Origin of the sequence: Kribbella polygonati (assembly GCF_050320105.1) — a bacterium.
Classification (GTDB): domain Bacteria; phylum Actinomycetota; class Actinomycetes; order Propionibacteriales; family Kribbellaceae; genus Kribbella.
The window spans coordinates 2,179,134-2,196,114 of record NZ_CP190129.1; the positions used below are offsets into that span (position 1 = coordinate 2,179,134).

A 16,981-nucleotide genomic window follows, 5' to 3' on the forward strand; every position below is an offset into this window, starting at 1 on the left:
TCTGATCACCTGATCAGTATTCTGATCATGACTTGAGGATTAATGCGTTAGGTGCCCTCCCCGGCCCCTGGATAGCTTCCGATCCATGGATACCGCCGAAGAACTCGTTGCCGCACTGCGCGCCGGTGAAGTGACCTCCGTGGAACTGACCGAGCAGGCGATCGCCCGGATCGAGCGTGACGACCAGGCGATCAACGCGATCTGTGTGCCGGACTTCGACCGCGCGCGGGACGCCGCGCACGCCGCTGACCAGGCGCGCGCCCGCGGTGAGGATCGGCCGCTGCTCGGTGTACCGGTGACGGTGAAGGAGTCGTACGACGTCGTCGGGCTGCCCACGACCTGGGGCGTGCCGCAGTACCGGGACTACCTGCCGGCCGAGGACGCCGTACAGGTGTCCCGACTGAAGGCCGCCGGCGCCGTGATCCTCGGCAAGACCAACGTTCCCTTGGGGTTGCAGGACATCCAGACGTTCAACGAGATCTACGGCACCACCAACAACCCGTGGGACCACAGCCGTACGTCGGGCGGCTCGTCCGGAGGGTCGGCGGCCGCGCTGGCGTCCGGGTTCGGGGCACTGTCGATCGGCTCCGACCTCGCCGGCTCGCTGCGTACGCCGGCGCACTTCTGCGGCGTCTACGCACACAAGCCGACGCTCGGGCTCGCGGCCAACCGCGGCATGGCCCCGCCGCCCGGGCCGGCGTTGCCGATCGACTCCGACCTCGCGGTCGTCGGCCCGATGGCCCGGTCCGCCCGTGACCTCACGCTCCTGCTCGACGTCATGGCAGGACCCGACCCGCTGAGGCTCGGCCTGACGTACCAGCTGCCGCCCGCGCGCCACGAACGCCTGGAGGACTTCCGCGTCCTGGTCGTCGAGGACCATCCGCTGATCCCCACCGGCTCCGCCGTACGGGCCGCGGTGAACCGGGTTGCGGACGCGCTCGCCGCCGGCGGTGCCCGGGTCGAACGGCACAGTCCGCTGCTGCCGGATCTGGCCGAATCCGGGACGCTCTACACCCAGTTGCTGATCTCGGGCGCGGTGGCTCGCTTTCCCACCGAATCACTCGGGCAGCTCCGGGCGGGACTGGAGGAGGACGACCAGAGTCTCCATGCGACCCGCCTGCGGGCGATGGAGTTCAGCCACCGCGACTGGCTGCAGGCGAACGCCCGCCGCGAGCTCCACCGCCATGGCTGGCGGCAGTTCTTCGCCGAGTTCGACGTGGTGGTGTGCCCGATCACGCCGACGCCCGCGTTCCCGCACGACCACACCCCCAACCCGATGGAACGGCATCTCGACATCGACGGCGTCGAGTATCCGTACTTCGACCAGCTCGTCTGGGCGGGCCTGGCCACCATGCCCGGCCTGCCCGCGACGGCGATCCCTGCGGGACGCTCTCCCGAAGGCTTGCCGGTCGGAGTCCAGCTCATCGGGCCGATGTACGAGGACCGCACCCCGCTCAGGTTGGCCGAACTGCTCGAGCTCTGATCACAGGCGGAGGATGTCGGCGGTCCGGACCGGCAGCCCGGTCTCGAACGATCGATTGGCTGCCAGTCCGGTCACCAGCGCCAGCGCCGCCTGCCGCGCGTCCGCGATCGACGCCCCGTCGGTCGGCTCGTCGTCCAGCAACGCGGCGAGCACCCGCGGATCGGCGCCACCGTGCCCCTCGTGGTCGTGGTCGACGGTGTGGTCGACCGGCGGCGACCAGAACGGCCGCAACGTGATGCCGGTAAATGTCGACTCTTCGACATTCAGTTCCAGCCGCCCGGCCGCTCCGTTGAACATCACCCGGTAGCCCTCGTACGGCGCGTACGCCGTCAGGTGGTACGTCATCGTGGCGCCGGTGTCGTAGGTGACCAGCACGGCCATGTCGTCCTCGATCGACACCCCGGGCGCGAACACGTTCCGGTCCCGGTAGTACCCGTCCTCCCCCTCGGCGTCGAGGTACAGCTCCCGCATCGTCGCGTTCTCGGCCAGCTGCAGCGCGAACGGGTCGTCCGCCGCGGCCGCGGATCCGTGCGCACGCTGGTACTTCCGCGCGTACCCGTGCTCACGATCCGCTCCGTAGAACGCCAGCTGTCCGCGGGCATAGACAAGCGACGGTTCCGCGCCGAGCCACCAGTTCACCAGGTCGAAGTGGTGACTGGCCTTGTGCACCATCAACCCGCCGGAGTTCGCCTTGTCACGGTGCCAGCGGCGGAAGTAGTCCGCCCCGTGCGACACGTCGAGCATCCACTCGAAGTGCACCGAGTGCACCCGCCCGATCGCACCGCGCGCCAGCAACTCACGGACCTTGCGATGCACCGGGTTGAAGCGGTAGTTGTACGCCACCGACAGCGAGCCGCCCGTCGCCGCGACCGTGTCGAGGATGCTCTGGGCCTTCACCGCGTCGGTCGTCATCGGCTTCTCGCAGATCACCCGCGCCCCGGCCCGCAGCGCCGCGTTGATGTAGTGATCGTGCGTCGCGTCGACGCTCGTCACCACGACGAGCTCGATCCGCTCGACCTTCAGCATCTCCTCGAAGCGCGCCGGCGGCCATTGGTGCGCCGTACGACGGCCCGCGGCGAGCAGCATGCGGTTGTGGAACGCCATCCGGACCGAGTTCGGGTCGCACAACGCGACGACGTCGTACGCGTCCCGCTTGGCCAGGCCCTCGGTGAACAGCTGGGCCCGGTGACCGGTGCCCACGATCGCAGTACGCATGAAGATCCCCCTATTGCTTGACCGCGCCGGCCAGGCCGTTGACGAAGAACCGCTGCAGCAGCACGAAGAGCAGGATGATCGGCGCGAGCGTGATCACGGTGCCGGCGCAGAGCAGCGTCCATTGGGTCGAGTTCTCGCCGATGAACGCGTACATCCCGATCGCCAGCGTGCGGAGCTCGGGCCGGCCGAGCGTGAAGACCAGCGGGACGAAGAAGCTGTTCCAGGCGGTGATCGCGGTGAACAGGCCGACCGTCGCGAGCATCGGACCGGACAGCGGCAGCATGATCCGGACGAACGTCTGGTGGGAGTTGGCGCCGTCCACCTGCGCCGCGTCCTCGAGCTCCTTGTCGACGGCCATGAAGTAGCCCATGAACAGGAACGTCCCGAAGACCACTCCCCCGGACGCCTGCACGATGATCACCGACCACAGGCTGTTCAGCAGGTGCAGCCGTTGCATCAGGTCGAACACCGGGATGATGGTGTACCCGTGCGGCAGGAACAGCGTCGCGGACACCAGCCCGAGGCAGAACCCACGCCCCGGGAACCGCGTGCGGGCAAGCACGTATCCCGCGCAGGCCGTGACTACTAAAGTGATCACCACGGTTCCGAGGGTGATCAGTATTGTGTTCATGAAGTACCTGCTGAACGACGCCTCCTGCCAGGCGGTCAGGTAGTTCGACCACAGGAAGTGCGACGGCATCGGGTTGAGCCCGTCGGAGAAGAAGTCGTCGTCGCTCTTCAGCGAACTCCCGAGCGCCCAGAACAGCGGATACAGCCACGCCAGCCCGCTGACCAGCAGCGCCACGTGGGTCATCACGGTCACGCCGCGCCGCCTCATGCCGTACCTCGCCTTCTGCCAAGGGATCGCAGTACGACGACTTGGACCACGGAGAACACGATCAGTAGCAGGCCGTAGACGAACGACGCCGCCGACGCGAGACCGATGTCGGGCTGTACGGCGTTCGCGTTACTGCCGCCGAACGCCAGGTGGTAGATGTACGTGTTCACGACCTCCGTCGCGAAGAACGGCCCGCCGCTGGTCAGCACCTGCACCAGGTCGAAGATCTGGAACGTGCCGATCACCGCGAGGATCACGATCACCACGCCGACCCCGCGCAGCATGGGGATCGTGATGTACCGGAACATCGCGAACCGGCCGGCGCCGTCCAGCCGGGCCGCCTCGTACAGCTCGTCCGGGATCGTCTGCAGGCCGGCCAGGAAGTACACGAGGTTGTAGCCGAACGTGTGCCAGATCCCCACCAGGATGATGATCGCGAGCGCGAAGTGCGGATCCCCCAGCCAGTCGATGTGCTGGTGGATCAGGTGCAGCTTCAGCAGCACCGTGTTGATCGAGTCGCCGAAGTTCGACACCAGCAGCTGGATCACCACGCCGATGACCGCGGCCGACGTCACCACCGGGAGGAAGAACAGCGTCCGGTAGAACGACGCGAACCGCAGCCGCTTGTTGTTCAGGACGAGCGCCAACGCCAGCGCCAGCACCAGCTGGACCGGTACGACGAAAGCGGCGTACACGAAGGTGTGTCCGAGCGCACGCCAGAAGATGCTGTCGTGCAGGATCTGCCGGAAGTTGTCCAGGCCGACGAAGTTCGACGGGTCGCCGATGCCGTCCCACTTGTAGAAGGTGTATCCGAGCGACGCGACGATCGGGTACACGATGAAGACCAGCAGCAGCACCATCATCGGTGCCAGGTAGACGTACGACCACAGATAGGTGCGGCGCCGCATCAGGCGCCCGGCTTGGTGGTGTAGGGCTTGCTCAGATCCCAGTCGGGGAACGTGAAGTCCTTCGCGCTGACCCCGGGCGCCTTGGAGATCGCGTCCCCCAGCGCCTGGTTCATCTTGTCGGTCAGCTCGTTCAACGCGGACTGCGGGTCCTTGAGCTGCCCGGTGTAGACACCCGCCAGCACGTCGTTGATGTCCGGCTTCACCGCGGGCAGCTGGACCGCGCTGACCTTCGGGTTCCGGATCGCCGGCTGCGGTCCCACCACGGCGGCCCCCGACATGGCGACGTACTGCGCGAACGGCGCGAACTTCACCGCCTTCGGGTCGTTGTTCTTCGCGTACACCGACAGGCCCTGGCCTTGCTCGACCCAGCGCTTGCCGGCGTCCACGCTGTACAGCCAGTCGAACCAGGCCCATGCCTCGTCCGCGTGCTGCGTCTTCGCGTTCACCGCGACGAACTTGCCGCCGGGCGGCCCGTAGAACAAGGCCTTCGGGTCGCCCGCGGACGGCGTCGGCAGCGTCACCAGGCTGTACTCCGTGAACTTGTGCTGCGTCCACTCCGGCTGGTTCCACACGCCGCCGACCGTCATCCCGAACTTCCCGCGTTCGAAGAAGGCCCGGGCCTGCTCGTCCGAGATGCTCATCGAGTTCGGGTAGAACCAGTTCTTGTTCTTCCACTCCAGCAGCAGGTTGACGACGTCCAGGTAGTTCCGGTCGCTGCCGAACGTCCACTTGCCGACCCGGTAGTCCATCCCGTCGATGCCGCCGACGGCCGCGCCGCCCGGCGAGCCGGCACCGCGGACGAACAGATCCAGCCACCAGGCCAGGGTCGTGTTCGTCGAGTTGCCGAAGCCGAACGGCGCGACCTTGCCGCCGCTCTTCGACGCGATCGCGTCCGCCGCCGCGGTCACGTCGTCCCAGGTCTTCGGCAGCTTCACACTGCCGTCGGCGTTGGTCAGCCCGGCGTCCTTGAACACGCCGTGGTGGATGTACAGCTGCAGCGACGGAGCGGGTGCGGCGAACGGCGCCGTGTAGACCTTGCCGCTGTAGACGTCGACGCCTTCGACGAAGCTGTTCTCCGGAAACCGCCCCTGCCAGGACTGGGTGGCCCACTTGTCCAGCGGCAGCAGCCAGTCCTGCGAGATCTGCTGGCTGAGCTGCGGGCTCTTCGGGATCATCAGGATGTCCGGGGCGTTGCTGCTGCGGTACGCCAGAGACACCAGGTCGGCGTACTTGTCGCTGACCTGCGTGGTCTTCTTCACCGCGATCCCAGGGTGTGCTTCCTGGAACAGCTTGATCTCGTTGTCGACCCACCCGGCTTGGCTGGCGTACCAGTCCCAGTAGGTGATGGTGGTAGCCGCCTTGGAGCCTTTCGCGTCGTTGCCGGACGAGCAGGCCGCAAGCGCGCCCGCACCGGCCAGCCCGAGTGCCCCGCCGAGCAGTGTGCGTCGTGAGATGGGTGATGACATGAGTGTTCCTCCAGTGGCTTAGCTGCAGGCCGGCGTGGCCGACGAGGCGGTCTGGGTCAGGGCACCGAGCCGCCAGGTGAGCGGGCTGCCGTCCCAGGTCACGGCGACGCGCCGCGGACGCTGGTACGGCAGGAACGAGACGGTCTGGCCGCGGTCCGACGGCCCCGGGCTGAACGCGTTGTCAGCACCGACCGGAACCGGGATGTAGTAGTTGTTCGCGTTGGAGTAGCCGAAGTACGCCGTGTACGTGTTGTCGAAGGAGTTGTGTACGACGCACGCCGCGGTCGGCTGCACCGGGTTGAACGCCGTCTCCGCCGGCCCGGTGGTCGGCGGCGCCGCCTTCGCCATCGGCGCGAACGACGCGTCGTCCACGAGCAGGTCGCCGCTGCCGCTCGACGTACTGATCCACCACTCGGCCTTCGTCAGCGTCCCGGTCCACGCGACCTGGACGTTGGACGCGGAGAGCTGCGTCCAGCCCGTGCTGTCGACCGGCGCCGTACCGAGCCTGAGCGTGGTCGAACCGGTCGACGTGGTCAGCTTCAGACTCACCAGCGCTGTGTCGGATCCACTCGCCATCCTGACCCATGCGGATGAGTCGTACAGGCCGCCGTTGAGCACCGACACACCCTGCGCCGGGCCCGTCCAGGTCTCCGCCCTGCCGGTGACCGACAGATCGCCGATCCCGGTGTGCGGTGTCGTGGACGCGTTCTTCAACGTGCACGTCCCGAGGCAGTACCAGCCCGTCGTGTTCGACAGGTTCTCGAGCGACCCGTTCCCCAGAACGGACGGCGTCGGCAGGTACGGCGTGGTTGCCGGCGGCCCCTGTGCGGGTGGCGGCGTACCGTCGGTCGGCGTGATCGCCAGGTCGTCCAGCGTGCATTGCGTCGACACCGGGTTCGGGTTCTCCCACGCGAACGCCTGGACCCACGTCGTACCGGTGGGTGGGGTGAAGGCGGCCAGCTTCTGCGTGTACGCGCGTTCGTCGGCGTACGACAGCACGTACTGGAAGGTCGGCGTATCGGCTGTCGCTCCGCCGCGGACGCCGACGTAGCACTGGGTGCCGCCGCCGTTGAGCCTTCCCCAGCCGGACAGCAGGTAGCTCGTGCCGGGCGTGAGGCCGGTGAGATTCTGGGTGACGCCGGAGCCCGGGCTGAGGGCGAGCGCCGTCAGGCCGCTGTGCGCGTTCGCCGCCGTGGCCGGGCCGGTGCCGAGCGGGGTCCAGCCGCGGGTGCCGCTCTCGAAGTCGCCGTCGCCGATCGGGTTCGGCTGCTTCGTGCGGACGGTGGTGGAGATGCCGTCGGCGATCACCCGCACGGACGCGCCGGCCGTCGTCGGCATCGCAACCTTCACCTGCTTGGCAATGCCGTTGACGGTGACCGTCACCAGGTAGTCGCCGAGGAAGCCGCGGGTCCCGAACGTGCCGGCCGCCGTCGTCGGCCCGCTGACGCTCGTGTGCCACTGGTGGTTGACCAGATTGTCGACGATCTGCGCGTTCGGCTTCGCCGACCAGTCGTCGTTGAACAGCGCGACCCGCGGGTTGTAGATGTTCTTGGTCCAGATGCCGAAGTTGCTGATCTGGTCGACGTTCGGGTTCGAGAACATCGCGGTCATGAAGTCACGGGTGTAGTCCGCCTGCAGTTGCTGGTCGTCGGTGTCCACGTCGAACTCGGTCACCGCGACCTTCACGCCCAGCCCGGCGAAGCTGTCGACGATCGACATCAGGTCGTCCGGCGACGTCGGCTGAACGCCGTTGAAGTGGCTCTCGAACCCGACCACGTCGATCGGGGCGCCGGCCGCCTTGAGCGACTGGACCATCCCGTAGACCTTGTCGCGGTGCCGGCTCTCCCAGCCGTTGTTCTCGACCAGGCCGTAGTCGTTCAGCGCGAGCTGTGCGTTCGGGTCGGCCTGGTGCGCCAGCCGGAACCAGGACGCCAGCTCGTCCGGCCCGAGGACATCCTGCAGGTTGTGTTCGGAGTACGGCTCGTTGACGACGTCCCACTCGTCCACGATCCCGGCCAGCGCGGACGCCTCGTCGACAATGTGATTGTCGACCCTCGCCCGAAGTGCCGCCGGGTCGTTCTGCAGCGCGCTCAGGTCCGACGGCAGGTTTCCCCAGGACGGCCACACCAGGTTGTGCCCGCGGATCCGCTCCCCGTGCTCGCGCAGCCACTGCAGCGCGGGCATCGTGATCGTGTCCCGCTCGACCGGGTTCTCCCAGTGGTTCCACTTCAGGTTGTTGCCCAGGGCCCCTTGATTGAAGAGCGTCGCGTACTTCGTCTGGTACTGCGTCAGGTCGTTCCCGCTGATCCCGCCGGACGGGTCGCCGATCAGGTGCGCGCCGTCCGACGCGGCGCCGAACTTGAACGCGCTCGTCTGCTGGACGGCGGACACGGTCGCGCCGCTGACGGGATTGCCCGCGGGGTCGACGACCGAGACGTTCAGGTTTCCCTTGCGGTACTGGTCGATCCGCGCGTTCGCCGCCGTCCGCCAGGCCGCGTTCGGATCGCGGCCGTCGTACGTGACCTGCGGGTATCCGGCCGGCGTACCCGCGCCCCAGTCCTGCACGGACACGCCGGCGATCTGGAACGTCTGTGCGCCGTACCCGAGCCAGAGGTTCAGGTGCGCAGCGGTCGACGTCCCGGCCGTGTACGTCGCGGCCGCGCGGAACGGGAACTGGAACTTCTGCCACTCGCTGCCGTACAGCAAAGCCGCGTTGAGGGACTTCTTGTACGGCGATCCGTCCGTCTCGAACACCAGGTGCGCGTTGCCGGTGCCCGGCGAGATCGCCCGCGCCCAGACGGTGGCCACCATCGCGTCGCCTTCGGTGACCGTCGCCGCGGCGGGTACGCCGAGCGTGATCTCGTACTCGCCGTCGAGGCCCTGGCTCTGCGGAGCGTTCGGTACGGCAATCTGCAGCGCCTTGTCGAAGTTGGGATTGCCGGCGATCGGCACCTGCTGGGTGGCGTTCGCCGGCAGGCTCTTGAACTCGGTGAAGTTGGCGACGGCGTCGGGCGGGAGCACCTCGACCGGGGTGACGTCGGCGCGCGCGGCGGGCTGCACCGCGATCGCTGCCAGGAGGGCAACGGTCACCCCGGTGGCCAGTTCTCTGATCACTGGAGGGATTCCTTCCAGAGGGCGCACCGCAGCGCGGACCGGCCAGCGCGACGCCGGGGTCCGGAGCGGGTACTGCGGTGCGTGGGCGGTCGGGCGGGACCTCGATCCCTGCGGATCAGGCCTTGGAAGTCGTCTGCGCCTTGCTGGGGGTACGTCCGCGCGAGGACCGGCGCACGGGCACCGGCCCGCAGCTCGCCCGGACGATCAGGCTCGTCGGCATCACCAGCCGCGGCAGCTCCGCGGCCGGCGCCTCCTCGGTCGGCACATCAGCGGGTACGGCGTCGGGGTCGGCCGGGCCGATCGCGTCCAGCAGCATCTCGGCCGCGCGCTTGCCCATGTCGACGAACGGTTGCTGGATGGTGGTCAGCGGCGGGCGGATCTGGGCCGCCGACTCGATGTCGTCGAAGCCGATCACGGACACGTCCTCCGGCACCCGCAACCCGGCCTCGGCGGCCGCAGTCATCACCGCGTACGCCGTCACGTCCGAGTGCGCGAACACCGCCGTCGGCCGCTGACCGGCCGGCAGCGCGAACAGCTCCCGCGACCGCGCGCGGATCTGCTCGGGCAGGAAGTCTCCGGGCTTGGTGAGCTCGGGATCAGGCTGCAGGCCGGCCGACCGGAGCGCGTCCAGGTAACCGCGGTAGCGGTCCTGGCAGCAGCGGTAGGTCATCCGGCCCTGCACACAGGCGATGCGCTCGTGCCCCAGTTGGAGCAGGTGGTCCATCGCGGTCAGTGCGCCGTCATAGTTGTCCGCGGTCACCGACGGCAGTGCGACGTCGGCGTCGATCGTGTTCACCAGCACGACCGGCAGACCTTCGGAGTGCAGCTGGACGAGCGGCTCCAGCGGTTGCTCGTGACTGACCACGAGCAGCCCGGAGACCATGCTCGACGTGAGGATCCGGTCGATCAGCGACCCGTAGTCGCGGTCGTTGGTCGCGGTGTAGAGGATGATGTCGAACCCGCTGCGCTCGGTCACCGCGGCCACCCCGATGTTGATCGAGGCAACCATGTGCCAGGACAGCCCCGGCACGACCATGCCGATCAGCCGGGTACTCCCCTTCGCCAGCGCGGTCGCCGCGAAGCTCGGGACGTACCGGTTCCGGCGCATCACCGCGAGCACGTGCCGCCGGGTCGCCGGGTCGACCTTGGGGCTGTTGTTCAGCACCAGCGAGACGGTCGACTTGGAGACACCGGACAGCGCGGCGATGTCGCGAATCGTGAGTTTCGCCATCCGACGATCCTTGTCTCGATCCGTTGGACTGGTCCAACGGGCTGTGCACCGGAACGTAACAGCGGCCCGGTACGGCGTCAACACCTGATGCGGAAACGGTTTACCGACAGGGCATTGCGTCGTACGACGGTTGCGTGCCACGATCGGCGCATCGCGTTGGACCGGTCCTACGCGATCGGGATGTTCCAGGAAGGCCGCCCATGCCGCCGTACACCCTCGACGACTTCTCCTTCGACCTGCGCCGCGGCGCACCGCCCGACCAGATCTGGGTCCGCGGCAGCACCTGCACGGTGAACCAGCTGGCCGGCACCGTCTGCGGCGTGGCCGGCTGGTTCGCGCCGCCGCTCGCGGCACCCGACAGCCGGCTGACGATCACGTTCGACATCGACGGCCACCGCGTCGTCGACGCCGCGCGCCCGGGTGCCGGCGACCGCGGTCTGCTCCCGTCCGGCGGCACCTGGTACCCGAACCGACTGGTCCGCACCGGCACCTACCACCAGTACACCGACGGCCGCCTGACCTCGCTGGCCGTCGAATCCACCCTCACCCCTGGCCCAGCCGGCTACGACCTCTCCCTCAAGATCACCAACCGAACCGCTACCGCCCACGAGGTGACCGTCCACCCCGACCTCGCCCCAACCAAAACCCACCACGTCCCCCTCGCCGACTGGGGGTGGGTCCCACCACCCGCAGGCGAAGGTCACGAAATCTCCCTCGACCACAGCCCCCTCACCACAACTCTTGCCCCCACCTCCACCACAACCTTCACCCTCACGGTTGGTCGCGGAGGCAGCCCCGACGGCTACCTGACCGACGTACTCGCCCGCCTGCCTGTCCTGACCTCGGACATCCCGGGGCTCGAGCAGTACTACCGCCGCTCGCTGGCCGGCGCCCTCGTCTGCTGGTGGGACCACCCCGACTTCGTCACCCGGCCGTTCATCGCGACCTCCGGCCTGGACGGCGGCGCCCTGTGCGCGTACGCCTGGGACACCGGCGGCTACGCCCCCAACCTGCTCAGCCTCATGCTCGGCGACAGCATCATCGACATCATCGAGTCCTTCCTCGACGCCGATCTGACCGACAGCTACGCGATCGCCCCCGACGGCACCGGCCTAGGAGTCGCCTACGCGTACAGCGGCTGGTCGCTGGTAGCCCTCGCCCGCGCCGCCTCCGCACACCGGCAACTCGACCCGACACTCGTCCGCCGCCTCTACGACGCGATTGCCGCCCAAGACCAGCACTTCCAGCCAGTCGGCGCACTCCGCGACTACGGCGACCAGAGCAACCTCCTGGAAATGCGCAGCTCCGGCTGGGAGCACGTCGTCGCAAGCCCGAACGCAGAGCGAGCTTGGACCCTCGACGCCCTCGCCGAACTCTCCGACCTCACCCGCGCCGCCCTCCCATCCACCTTGAGGGCAGACGCACAACAGATCCGCGACGAGGTCGTCCATCAACTCTGGGACCCACAAGCCGGCTGGTTCCGCAGCCGCTACCCCGACGGCCACACGGAGCTCACGTACTCGATCCAGGCCTTCGACGCACTCGACGCCTGCCCACCCGAAATCGCCGCCGCCATCGTCGAGCACCTGAGACCGGGCGCGTTCCTCGGGGAGTACGGCGTGAGCAGCGTGAGCGCCGAGGACCACCTGCACTACGAGACCGCCGACATTGACTGGTCCGGCGCGGGCGCGTACACCGGCGAAGCACCCCAACTCGCCCTCACACTGTGGCGAAACGGCCACCCCGACCGGGCCTGGGACGTACTCAAGCGGCTGCTCTGGATGGGCAGGCACTACCCGTACTTCCCGCAGGACCACTACTCCGACAAACCCGGCGCCCCGCTCACCGGCCGCCGGATCAACATCATCGCCGGCCTGACCGGCGCCGAAGCCATCCTGCACGGAATGCTGGGCATCGACCCGCACCCCGACGGCTCCCTCACCGTCAACCCGGTTGCCCCAGGCAACATAACCCTCGAGAACCTGCGCTTCCGCGACCACCGGATCGACCTGACCGTCACCCCGGACACCCACCGGATCACCGTCGACGGCCGCGACCTCCCGCCCGGTACGACCCTCGCCGTACCCGCCCGCTGACCTCAGCTCGCGAGGATCACCGCGAACGCATCCACCACTGACTCGACGTGATGGTCGGCGACCGGCATGTCCGTCCCGTTGTGCGTGCCGACACGGATCGTCCGCAGCCCCGCCGCGATCCCACCGGCGATGTCGTACGCCGGATGATCGCCAACCATCCACCCACCGTCCAACCTCGCCCCGGCGCCCGCGGCCGCCAACTCGAAGATCCGCCGATCCGGCTTCCGTACGCCGACCGCACCCGAAACACACGCATAGTCGACCGCCTTGTCGATCTGCGTGTACTCCAGCTTCAGGTCCTGCTGCGCCGGATCGCCGTTCGTCACCACAGCCACCCGCCACCCGGCAGCGCGCAGCTCCCCCAGCCCGTCCAGCACCTCCGGCCGCACCCACGTGAACAACGGATGCTCCTCGTTGTACGACGCCACCAGGTAGTCCACCGACGCCGCGATCCCGAACCTCTCCCGCGCCATCCCGAACAACTCTTCCCGCGCCCGGAACCCACCGTTGTCATGAGCAACGAACCACTCGAGCGCGCTCTCGTCCAGCTTCTGGACCCCCACCCACCACCGAGCCCACCGCAAGAACGCCCCGTTCCGATCGATCAACGTGTTGTCCAGATCGAAACAAGCCAGCCGAGGACCCAAGCGCCCTACCCTCACACACACCTCAGGTCGTCACGATCCGGACCGGACAGCACCCGGTTGCGGGACGTCCGCCTGCCGGTTGTCGTACGCGGCGCGGGCGGCGTCGATGTGGGACAGGTGCGTGATGCTCCACTCGAGCAGCGGTGCGGTGGCCTCGCGCAGGGTCCGGCCCATGGTGGTCAGCTCGTAGCTGACGTGCGGCGGCATGACGTTGCGGACCGTGCGCGTGAGGATGCCGTCGCGTTCGAGGTCGCGCAACGTCACGGTGAGCATCCGTTGGCTGATGCCGTCGACGGCCCGCTTGAGCTCGGTGAAGCGACGCGGCCCGTCCTTCAGGTTGCGCACGATCAGCAGCGCCCACTTGTCGCCGACGATCCCGAGGACTTCGCGGGCCTGGCAGGGGTCCTGCATGGTTACCTCCTGAGAACCGGGTCACCGAAAAGTGCCGTATTGCCCGGTGCGCGTCGTGGGAACAAAGATGGCTTCGGTTACCAAAGGGTACCGAGGCACGAGGAGGAAGCGCACCACGATGACCACATTTCTGCTGGTACACGGCGCCTGGCACAACGGGCAGAGCTGGAACCGGGTGGCCCCGCTGCTGGAGTCGGCCGGGCACCGGGTGCTCGCGCCGTCGCTGACCGGGTACGGCGACAAGTCACACCTGCTCAGCCCTGAGGTCGGGCTCGGAACCCACCTCGACGAGGTGGCCGGCCTGATCGAGGGCGAGCGTCTGGACGACGTCGTACTCGTCGGGCACAGCTATGCCGGGATGGTGATCTCGGGGGTCGCCCACCGGGTCCCGGAGCGGATCGCGCAGCTGGTGTTCCTCGACGCGATGGTCCCCGACGACGGCGAATCCGCGGTCGATGTGCTGCCGGTCACCAAGCAGCTCATCGACGTCGCCGTGGACGGCTGGCGGGTGCCGCCGATGCCGGAGCAACCGGCACCGCTCGGCTTGTTCGGGGTCACCGATCCCGACGACGTCGCGTGGTTGCGCTCGACACTGTCGGACCACCCGGTGCGGTGTCTCCAGGAGCCTGTTTCGTTGGGCAACCCGGCCGCGCGCACGATCCCGCGTACGCACATCCACTGCGTCGAGGCCAGGCCTGCGGGCATCACCCGCCGTCCTGTCCCGGCCGGCGAGCGGGTGCGAGAGCTGCCGACCGGCCACGACTGCATGATCACGATGCCCGTCGAGCTCACCGCGCTGCTGCTCGAGGCGGCCGGGTCGACCCCGTCGTCCGGTCAGACGTCGATGCGGTTCTCGTCCAGCTCGTAGGCCCCCTGGACCAGGAACTCCTTGCGGGGGGCAACGTCGTTGCCCATCAGGAGGTCGAAGACCTGGGAGGCGGCTTCCACGTCGTCGACGGTGATGCGGCGCAGCGTGCGGTGGCGCGGATCCATGGTGGTTTCGGCCAGCTGGTCGGCGTCCATCTCACCGAGACCCTTGTAGCGCTGCGGGGGCTCCTTCCAGCGGACGCCCTTCTTCATCAGCTCGGCCGTCTTCCGCTGGTACTCCGCGTCGCTGTAGGTGTACAGGTACTTGTCCTGCCCCTTCTTCGGGTTCGTCAGCTCGAAGCGGTGCAGCGGCGGCACGGCGGTGTAGACCCGGCCGGCCTCCACCATCGGGCGCATGTAGCGGAAGAACAGCGTCGCCAGCAGCGTGCGGATGTGGGCGCCGTCGGAGTCGGCGTCGGCCATGAAGATGATCTTGCCGTACCGCGCCTGCTCCAGGTCGAAGGTCCGGCCGGAGCCGGCGCCGACGACCTGGATGATCGACGCGCACTCGACGTTCTTCAGCATGTCGCCGACGGAGGCCTTCTGCACGTTCAGGATCTTGCCGCGGATCGGCAGCAGCGCCTGGAACTCCGAGCTGCGCGCGAGCTTCGCCGTACCGAGCGCCGAATCACCCTCGACGATGAACAGCTCGGACCGGTCGACGTCGTTGCTGCGGCAGTCGGCGAGCTTGGCCGGCAGCGCCGACGACTCCAGCGCGGTCTTGCGGCGCTGCAGCTCGCGGTGCTGGCGGGCGGCGACCCGGGTCCGGGACGCGGCGACCACCTTCTCCAGCACGGCCCGCGCCTGCGCCTTGAACTCGCGCTTGGTCGACGTCAGGAACGACTCCAGCTCGGACTGCACGACCTTCGCGACGATCCGCGACGCGGCCGGCGTACCGAGCACCTCCTTGGTCTGCCCGTCGAACTGCGGCTCGGCCAGCCGCACCGTGACGACCGAGGTCAGCCCCTCGAGCACGTCGTCCTTGATGATCTCCTCGCCGCTCTTCAGCAGCCGGGTGCCGTCGAGCGCGTTCGTGAAGCTCTTCGACAGCGCGCGCTCGAAGCCGGCCACGTGCGTGCCGCCCTTCGGCGTCGCGACGATGTTCACGAACGACCGCAGCTCGGTCTCGTAGCCGTCGCCCCAGCGCACCGCGATGTCGACGTCCAGGTCCCGCTCGACGTCGGTCGGGGTCATGTGGCCGGCCTCGTCCAGCATCGGCACGGTCTCGGTGAAGTGGCCGGTTCCGGCCAGCCGGATCACCTCGGTGACCTTCTGGTCGGTGGCCAGGAACTCGCAGAACTCGCTGATCCCGCCGTCGTGCTTGAAGGTCTCCTCGGTGACCTCCTCGCCGCGCTCGTCCCGGATCACCAGCTCGAGCCCCGGCACCAAGAACGACGTCTGCCGCGCGCGGGTGACCAGCTCGTCGTAGTTGAAGGTCGCGTCCTTGGTGAAGATCTGCCGGTCCGCCCAGTACCGGATCCGCGTACCGGTCACGCCCTTGCGAGCCCGCCCGGCCTTGCGCAGGCCCTTCGAGGGCGTGAACCCGGCCGCGGCACCCGCGGCGTCGAACTCGCCGGCGACACCGCGCCGGAACGAGGTGGTCCAGACCACGCCGCCGCGGTCGACCTCGACGTCAAGCCGCGCGGACAGCGCGTTCACCACCGACGCGCCGACGCCGTGCAGACCGCCGGAGGCGTTGTACGACCCGCCGCCGAACTTGCCGCCGGCGTGCAGCTTGGTGAAGACGACCTCGACACCGGTCATCTTGGTCTTCGGCTCGATGTCGACCGGGATGCCGCGGGCGCGGTCCTTCACCTCGACCGAGCCGTCCTTGTACAGCACGACGTCGATCCGCTCGCCGTGCCCGGCCAGGGCCTCGTCGACGGCGTTGTCGATGATCTCCCACAGGCAGTGCATCAGGCCGCGGCTGTCAGTCGACCCGATGTACATCCCGGGCCGCTTCCGGACCGCCTCGAGTCCTTCGAGGACGAGCAGGTTGCGGGCGTTGTACGTCGGGTCGATCTCGGTACTGCGAGGCGTCGGGGCGGCCACAGGGCTCCTTCACTGGTTCACGCACTTACAGGAGACAGACTATGCGGCGGCACCCCCAAAACCGTGCAGGCGCGGGTCAGGCGGGACATGCCGACGGGTACCGGAGATACATGTCGCGGCAGATATCGATCCGGACTCGATTCGAAGTGGCGTACGACACTCCGGTTCCGAGCAGACGGTGACGATTCCATGGCGCACAGTGAGAGAAGAAGCACCCCGCCTCCGTGACTCACCAGAATTCCGCCGTACCACGAAACGATTCCTTGTCAGCAAACGTCATAGGGGAACAGGTGGTTCGTCTCACATACGGACACGTTGTCCCCACCGGGAAGCGATCCGCATGTCAGGATGTTGCTATCTGGTGAGTACGGAACTAGATGAGATGAGGCCTCAATGACTACAGCACTCGCCCCGAGTTCGGCCCTGTCGGCCGCGGATCGTTGTGACCGCTGCGGTGCGCAGGCCTACGTCCGAGTCACCCTGACCAGCGGTGGGGAACTGCTCTTCTGCGCCCACCACGGCCGGGAGCACTCGGAGAAACTGCGCGACATCGCGATCACGATCCACGACGAGACCGGTCGGCTCGAAGCCACCCCGACGATCGCGGTGGACGACGAGCGGTAACCACAAGCAGTTTCCAAACGCGCCAACGA

13 protein-coding genes are annotated in these 16,981 nt (G+C 68.2%); 4 read left to right on the forward strand and 9 right to left on the reverse strand.

All coding sequences use genetic code 11. The features are described 5' to 3' along the window. Nucleotides 1–85 precede the first annotated feature (85 nt). Nucleotides 86–1,483, forward strand: a complete 1,398-nt coding sequence (locus ACQHIV_RS10315; RefSeq protein ID WP_427893260.1) for an amidase — start codon at nt 86–88, stop codon at nt 1,481–1,483. Here the strand turns inward: ACQHIV_RS10315 and ACQHIV_RS10320 are convergent, their stop codons facing one another. From ACQHIV_RS10320 to ACQHIV_RS10345, 6 genes are all read right to left on the reverse strand, one after another. Next, nucleotides 1,484–2,698 carry a Gfo/Idh/MocA family protein gene (locus tag ACQHIV_RS10320; RefSeq protein ID WP_427893261.1) on the reverse strand — a complete coding sequence of 405 codons (1,215 nt, stop codon included), beginning with the start codon at nt 2,696–2,698 and terminating at the stop codon, nt 1,484–1,486. A gap of 10 nt (nt 2,699–2,708) precedes the next feature. After that, nucleotides 2,709–3,536, reverse strand: a complete 828-nt coding sequence (locus tag ACQHIV_RS10325; protein ID WP_427893262.1) for a carbohydrate ABC transporter permease — start codon at nt 3,534–3,536, stop codon at nt 2,709–2,711. Next, nucleotides 3,533–4,444, reverse strand: a complete 912-nt coding sequence (locus tag ACQHIV_RS10330) for a carbohydrate ABC transporter permease (RefSeq protein WP_427893263.1) — start codon at nt 4,442–4,444, stop codon at nt 3,533–3,535. The genes ACQHIV_RS10325 and ACQHIV_RS10330 overlap by 4 nt, the downstream gene beginning before the upstream one ends. Beyond that, on the reverse strand, nt 4,444–5,910 hold the full coding sequence (locus tag ACQHIV_RS10335) for an extracellular solute-binding protein (protein WP_427893264.1): 1,467 nt from the start codon (nt 5,908–5,910) through the stop codon (nt 4,444–4,446). The genes ACQHIV_RS10330 and ACQHIV_RS10335 overlap by 1 nt, the downstream gene beginning before the upstream one ends. An 18-nt stretch (nt 5,911–5,928) precedes the next feature. Further along, nucleotides 5,929–9,024 (reverse strand): endo-1,4-beta-xylanase, encoded by a 3,096-nt coding sequence (locus tag ACQHIV_RS10340; protein ID WP_427893265.1) that lies wholly within the window; start codon nt 9,022–9,024, stop codon nt 5,929–5,931. Nucleotides 9,025–9,139: 115 nt separating this feature from the next. Then, the gene (locus ACQHIV_RS10345; RefSeq protein ID WP_427893266.1) at nt 9,140–10,255 is read right to left on the reverse strand and encodes a LacI family DNA-binding transcriptional regulator; all 1,116 of its coding nucleotides are present in this window, start codon (nt 10,253–10,255) and stop codon (nt 9,140–9,142) included. Between the two features lie 200 nt (nt 10,256–10,455). Here ACQHIV_RS10345 and ACQHIV_RS10350 point away from each other — a divergent pair, with 200 nt between their 5' ends. Continuing rightward, the gene (locus tag ACQHIV_RS10350; protein ID WP_427893267.1) at nt 10,456–12,351 is read left to right on the forward strand and encodes an MGH1-like glycoside hydrolase domain-containing protein; all 1,896 of its coding nucleotides are present in this window, start codon (nt 10,456–10,458) and stop codon (nt 12,349–12,351) included. A 2-nt stretch (nt 12,352–12,353) separates the two neighbouring features. On the opposite strand, the gene ACQHIV_RS10355 is transcribed toward ACQHIV_RS10350, so the two are convergent. Then, nucleotides 12,354–13,019 (reverse strand): HAD family hydrolase, encoded by a 666-nt coding sequence (locus tag ACQHIV_RS10355; protein WP_427893268.1) that lies wholly within the window; start codon nt 13,017–13,019, stop codon nt 12,354–12,356. Nucleotides 13,020–13,028: 9 nt separating this feature from the next. Next, nucleotides 13,029–13,409, reverse strand: coding sequence for a winged helix-turn-helix transcriptional regulator (locus ACQHIV_RS10360; protein WP_427893269.1), 381 nt, complete (start codon nt 13,407–13,409; stop codon nt 13,029–13,031). 118 nt (nt 13,410–13,527) lie between these two features. Here ACQHIV_RS10360 and ACQHIV_RS10365 point away from each other — a divergent pair, with 118 nt between their 5' ends. Beyond that, entirely contained in the window at nt 13,528–14,277 is a 750-nt protein-coding gene (locus ACQHIV_RS10365) for an alpha/beta fold hydrolase (protein ID WP_427893270.1), read from the forward strand. Here the strand turns inward: ACQHIV_RS10365 and ACQHIV_RS10370 are convergent. Continuing rightward, on the reverse strand, nt 14,244–16,328 hold the full coding sequence (locus tag ACQHIV_RS10370; protein ID WP_427893271.1) for a DNA gyrase/topoisomerase IV subunit B: 2,085 nt from the start codon (nt 16,326–16,328) through the stop codon (nt 14,244–14,246). The genes ACQHIV_RS10365 and ACQHIV_RS10370 overlap by 34 nt on opposite strands. 393 nt (nt 16,329–16,721) lie before the next feature. On the opposite strand from ACQHIV_RS10370, the gene ACQHIV_RS10375 reads away from it, so the two are divergent. Continuing rightward, entirely contained in the window at nt 16,722–16,952 is a 231-nt protein-coding gene (locus ACQHIV_RS10375; RefSeq protein ID WP_344195631.1) for a DUF7455 domain-containing protein, read from the forward strand. Nucleotides 16,953–16,981: the final 29 nt, after the last annotated feature.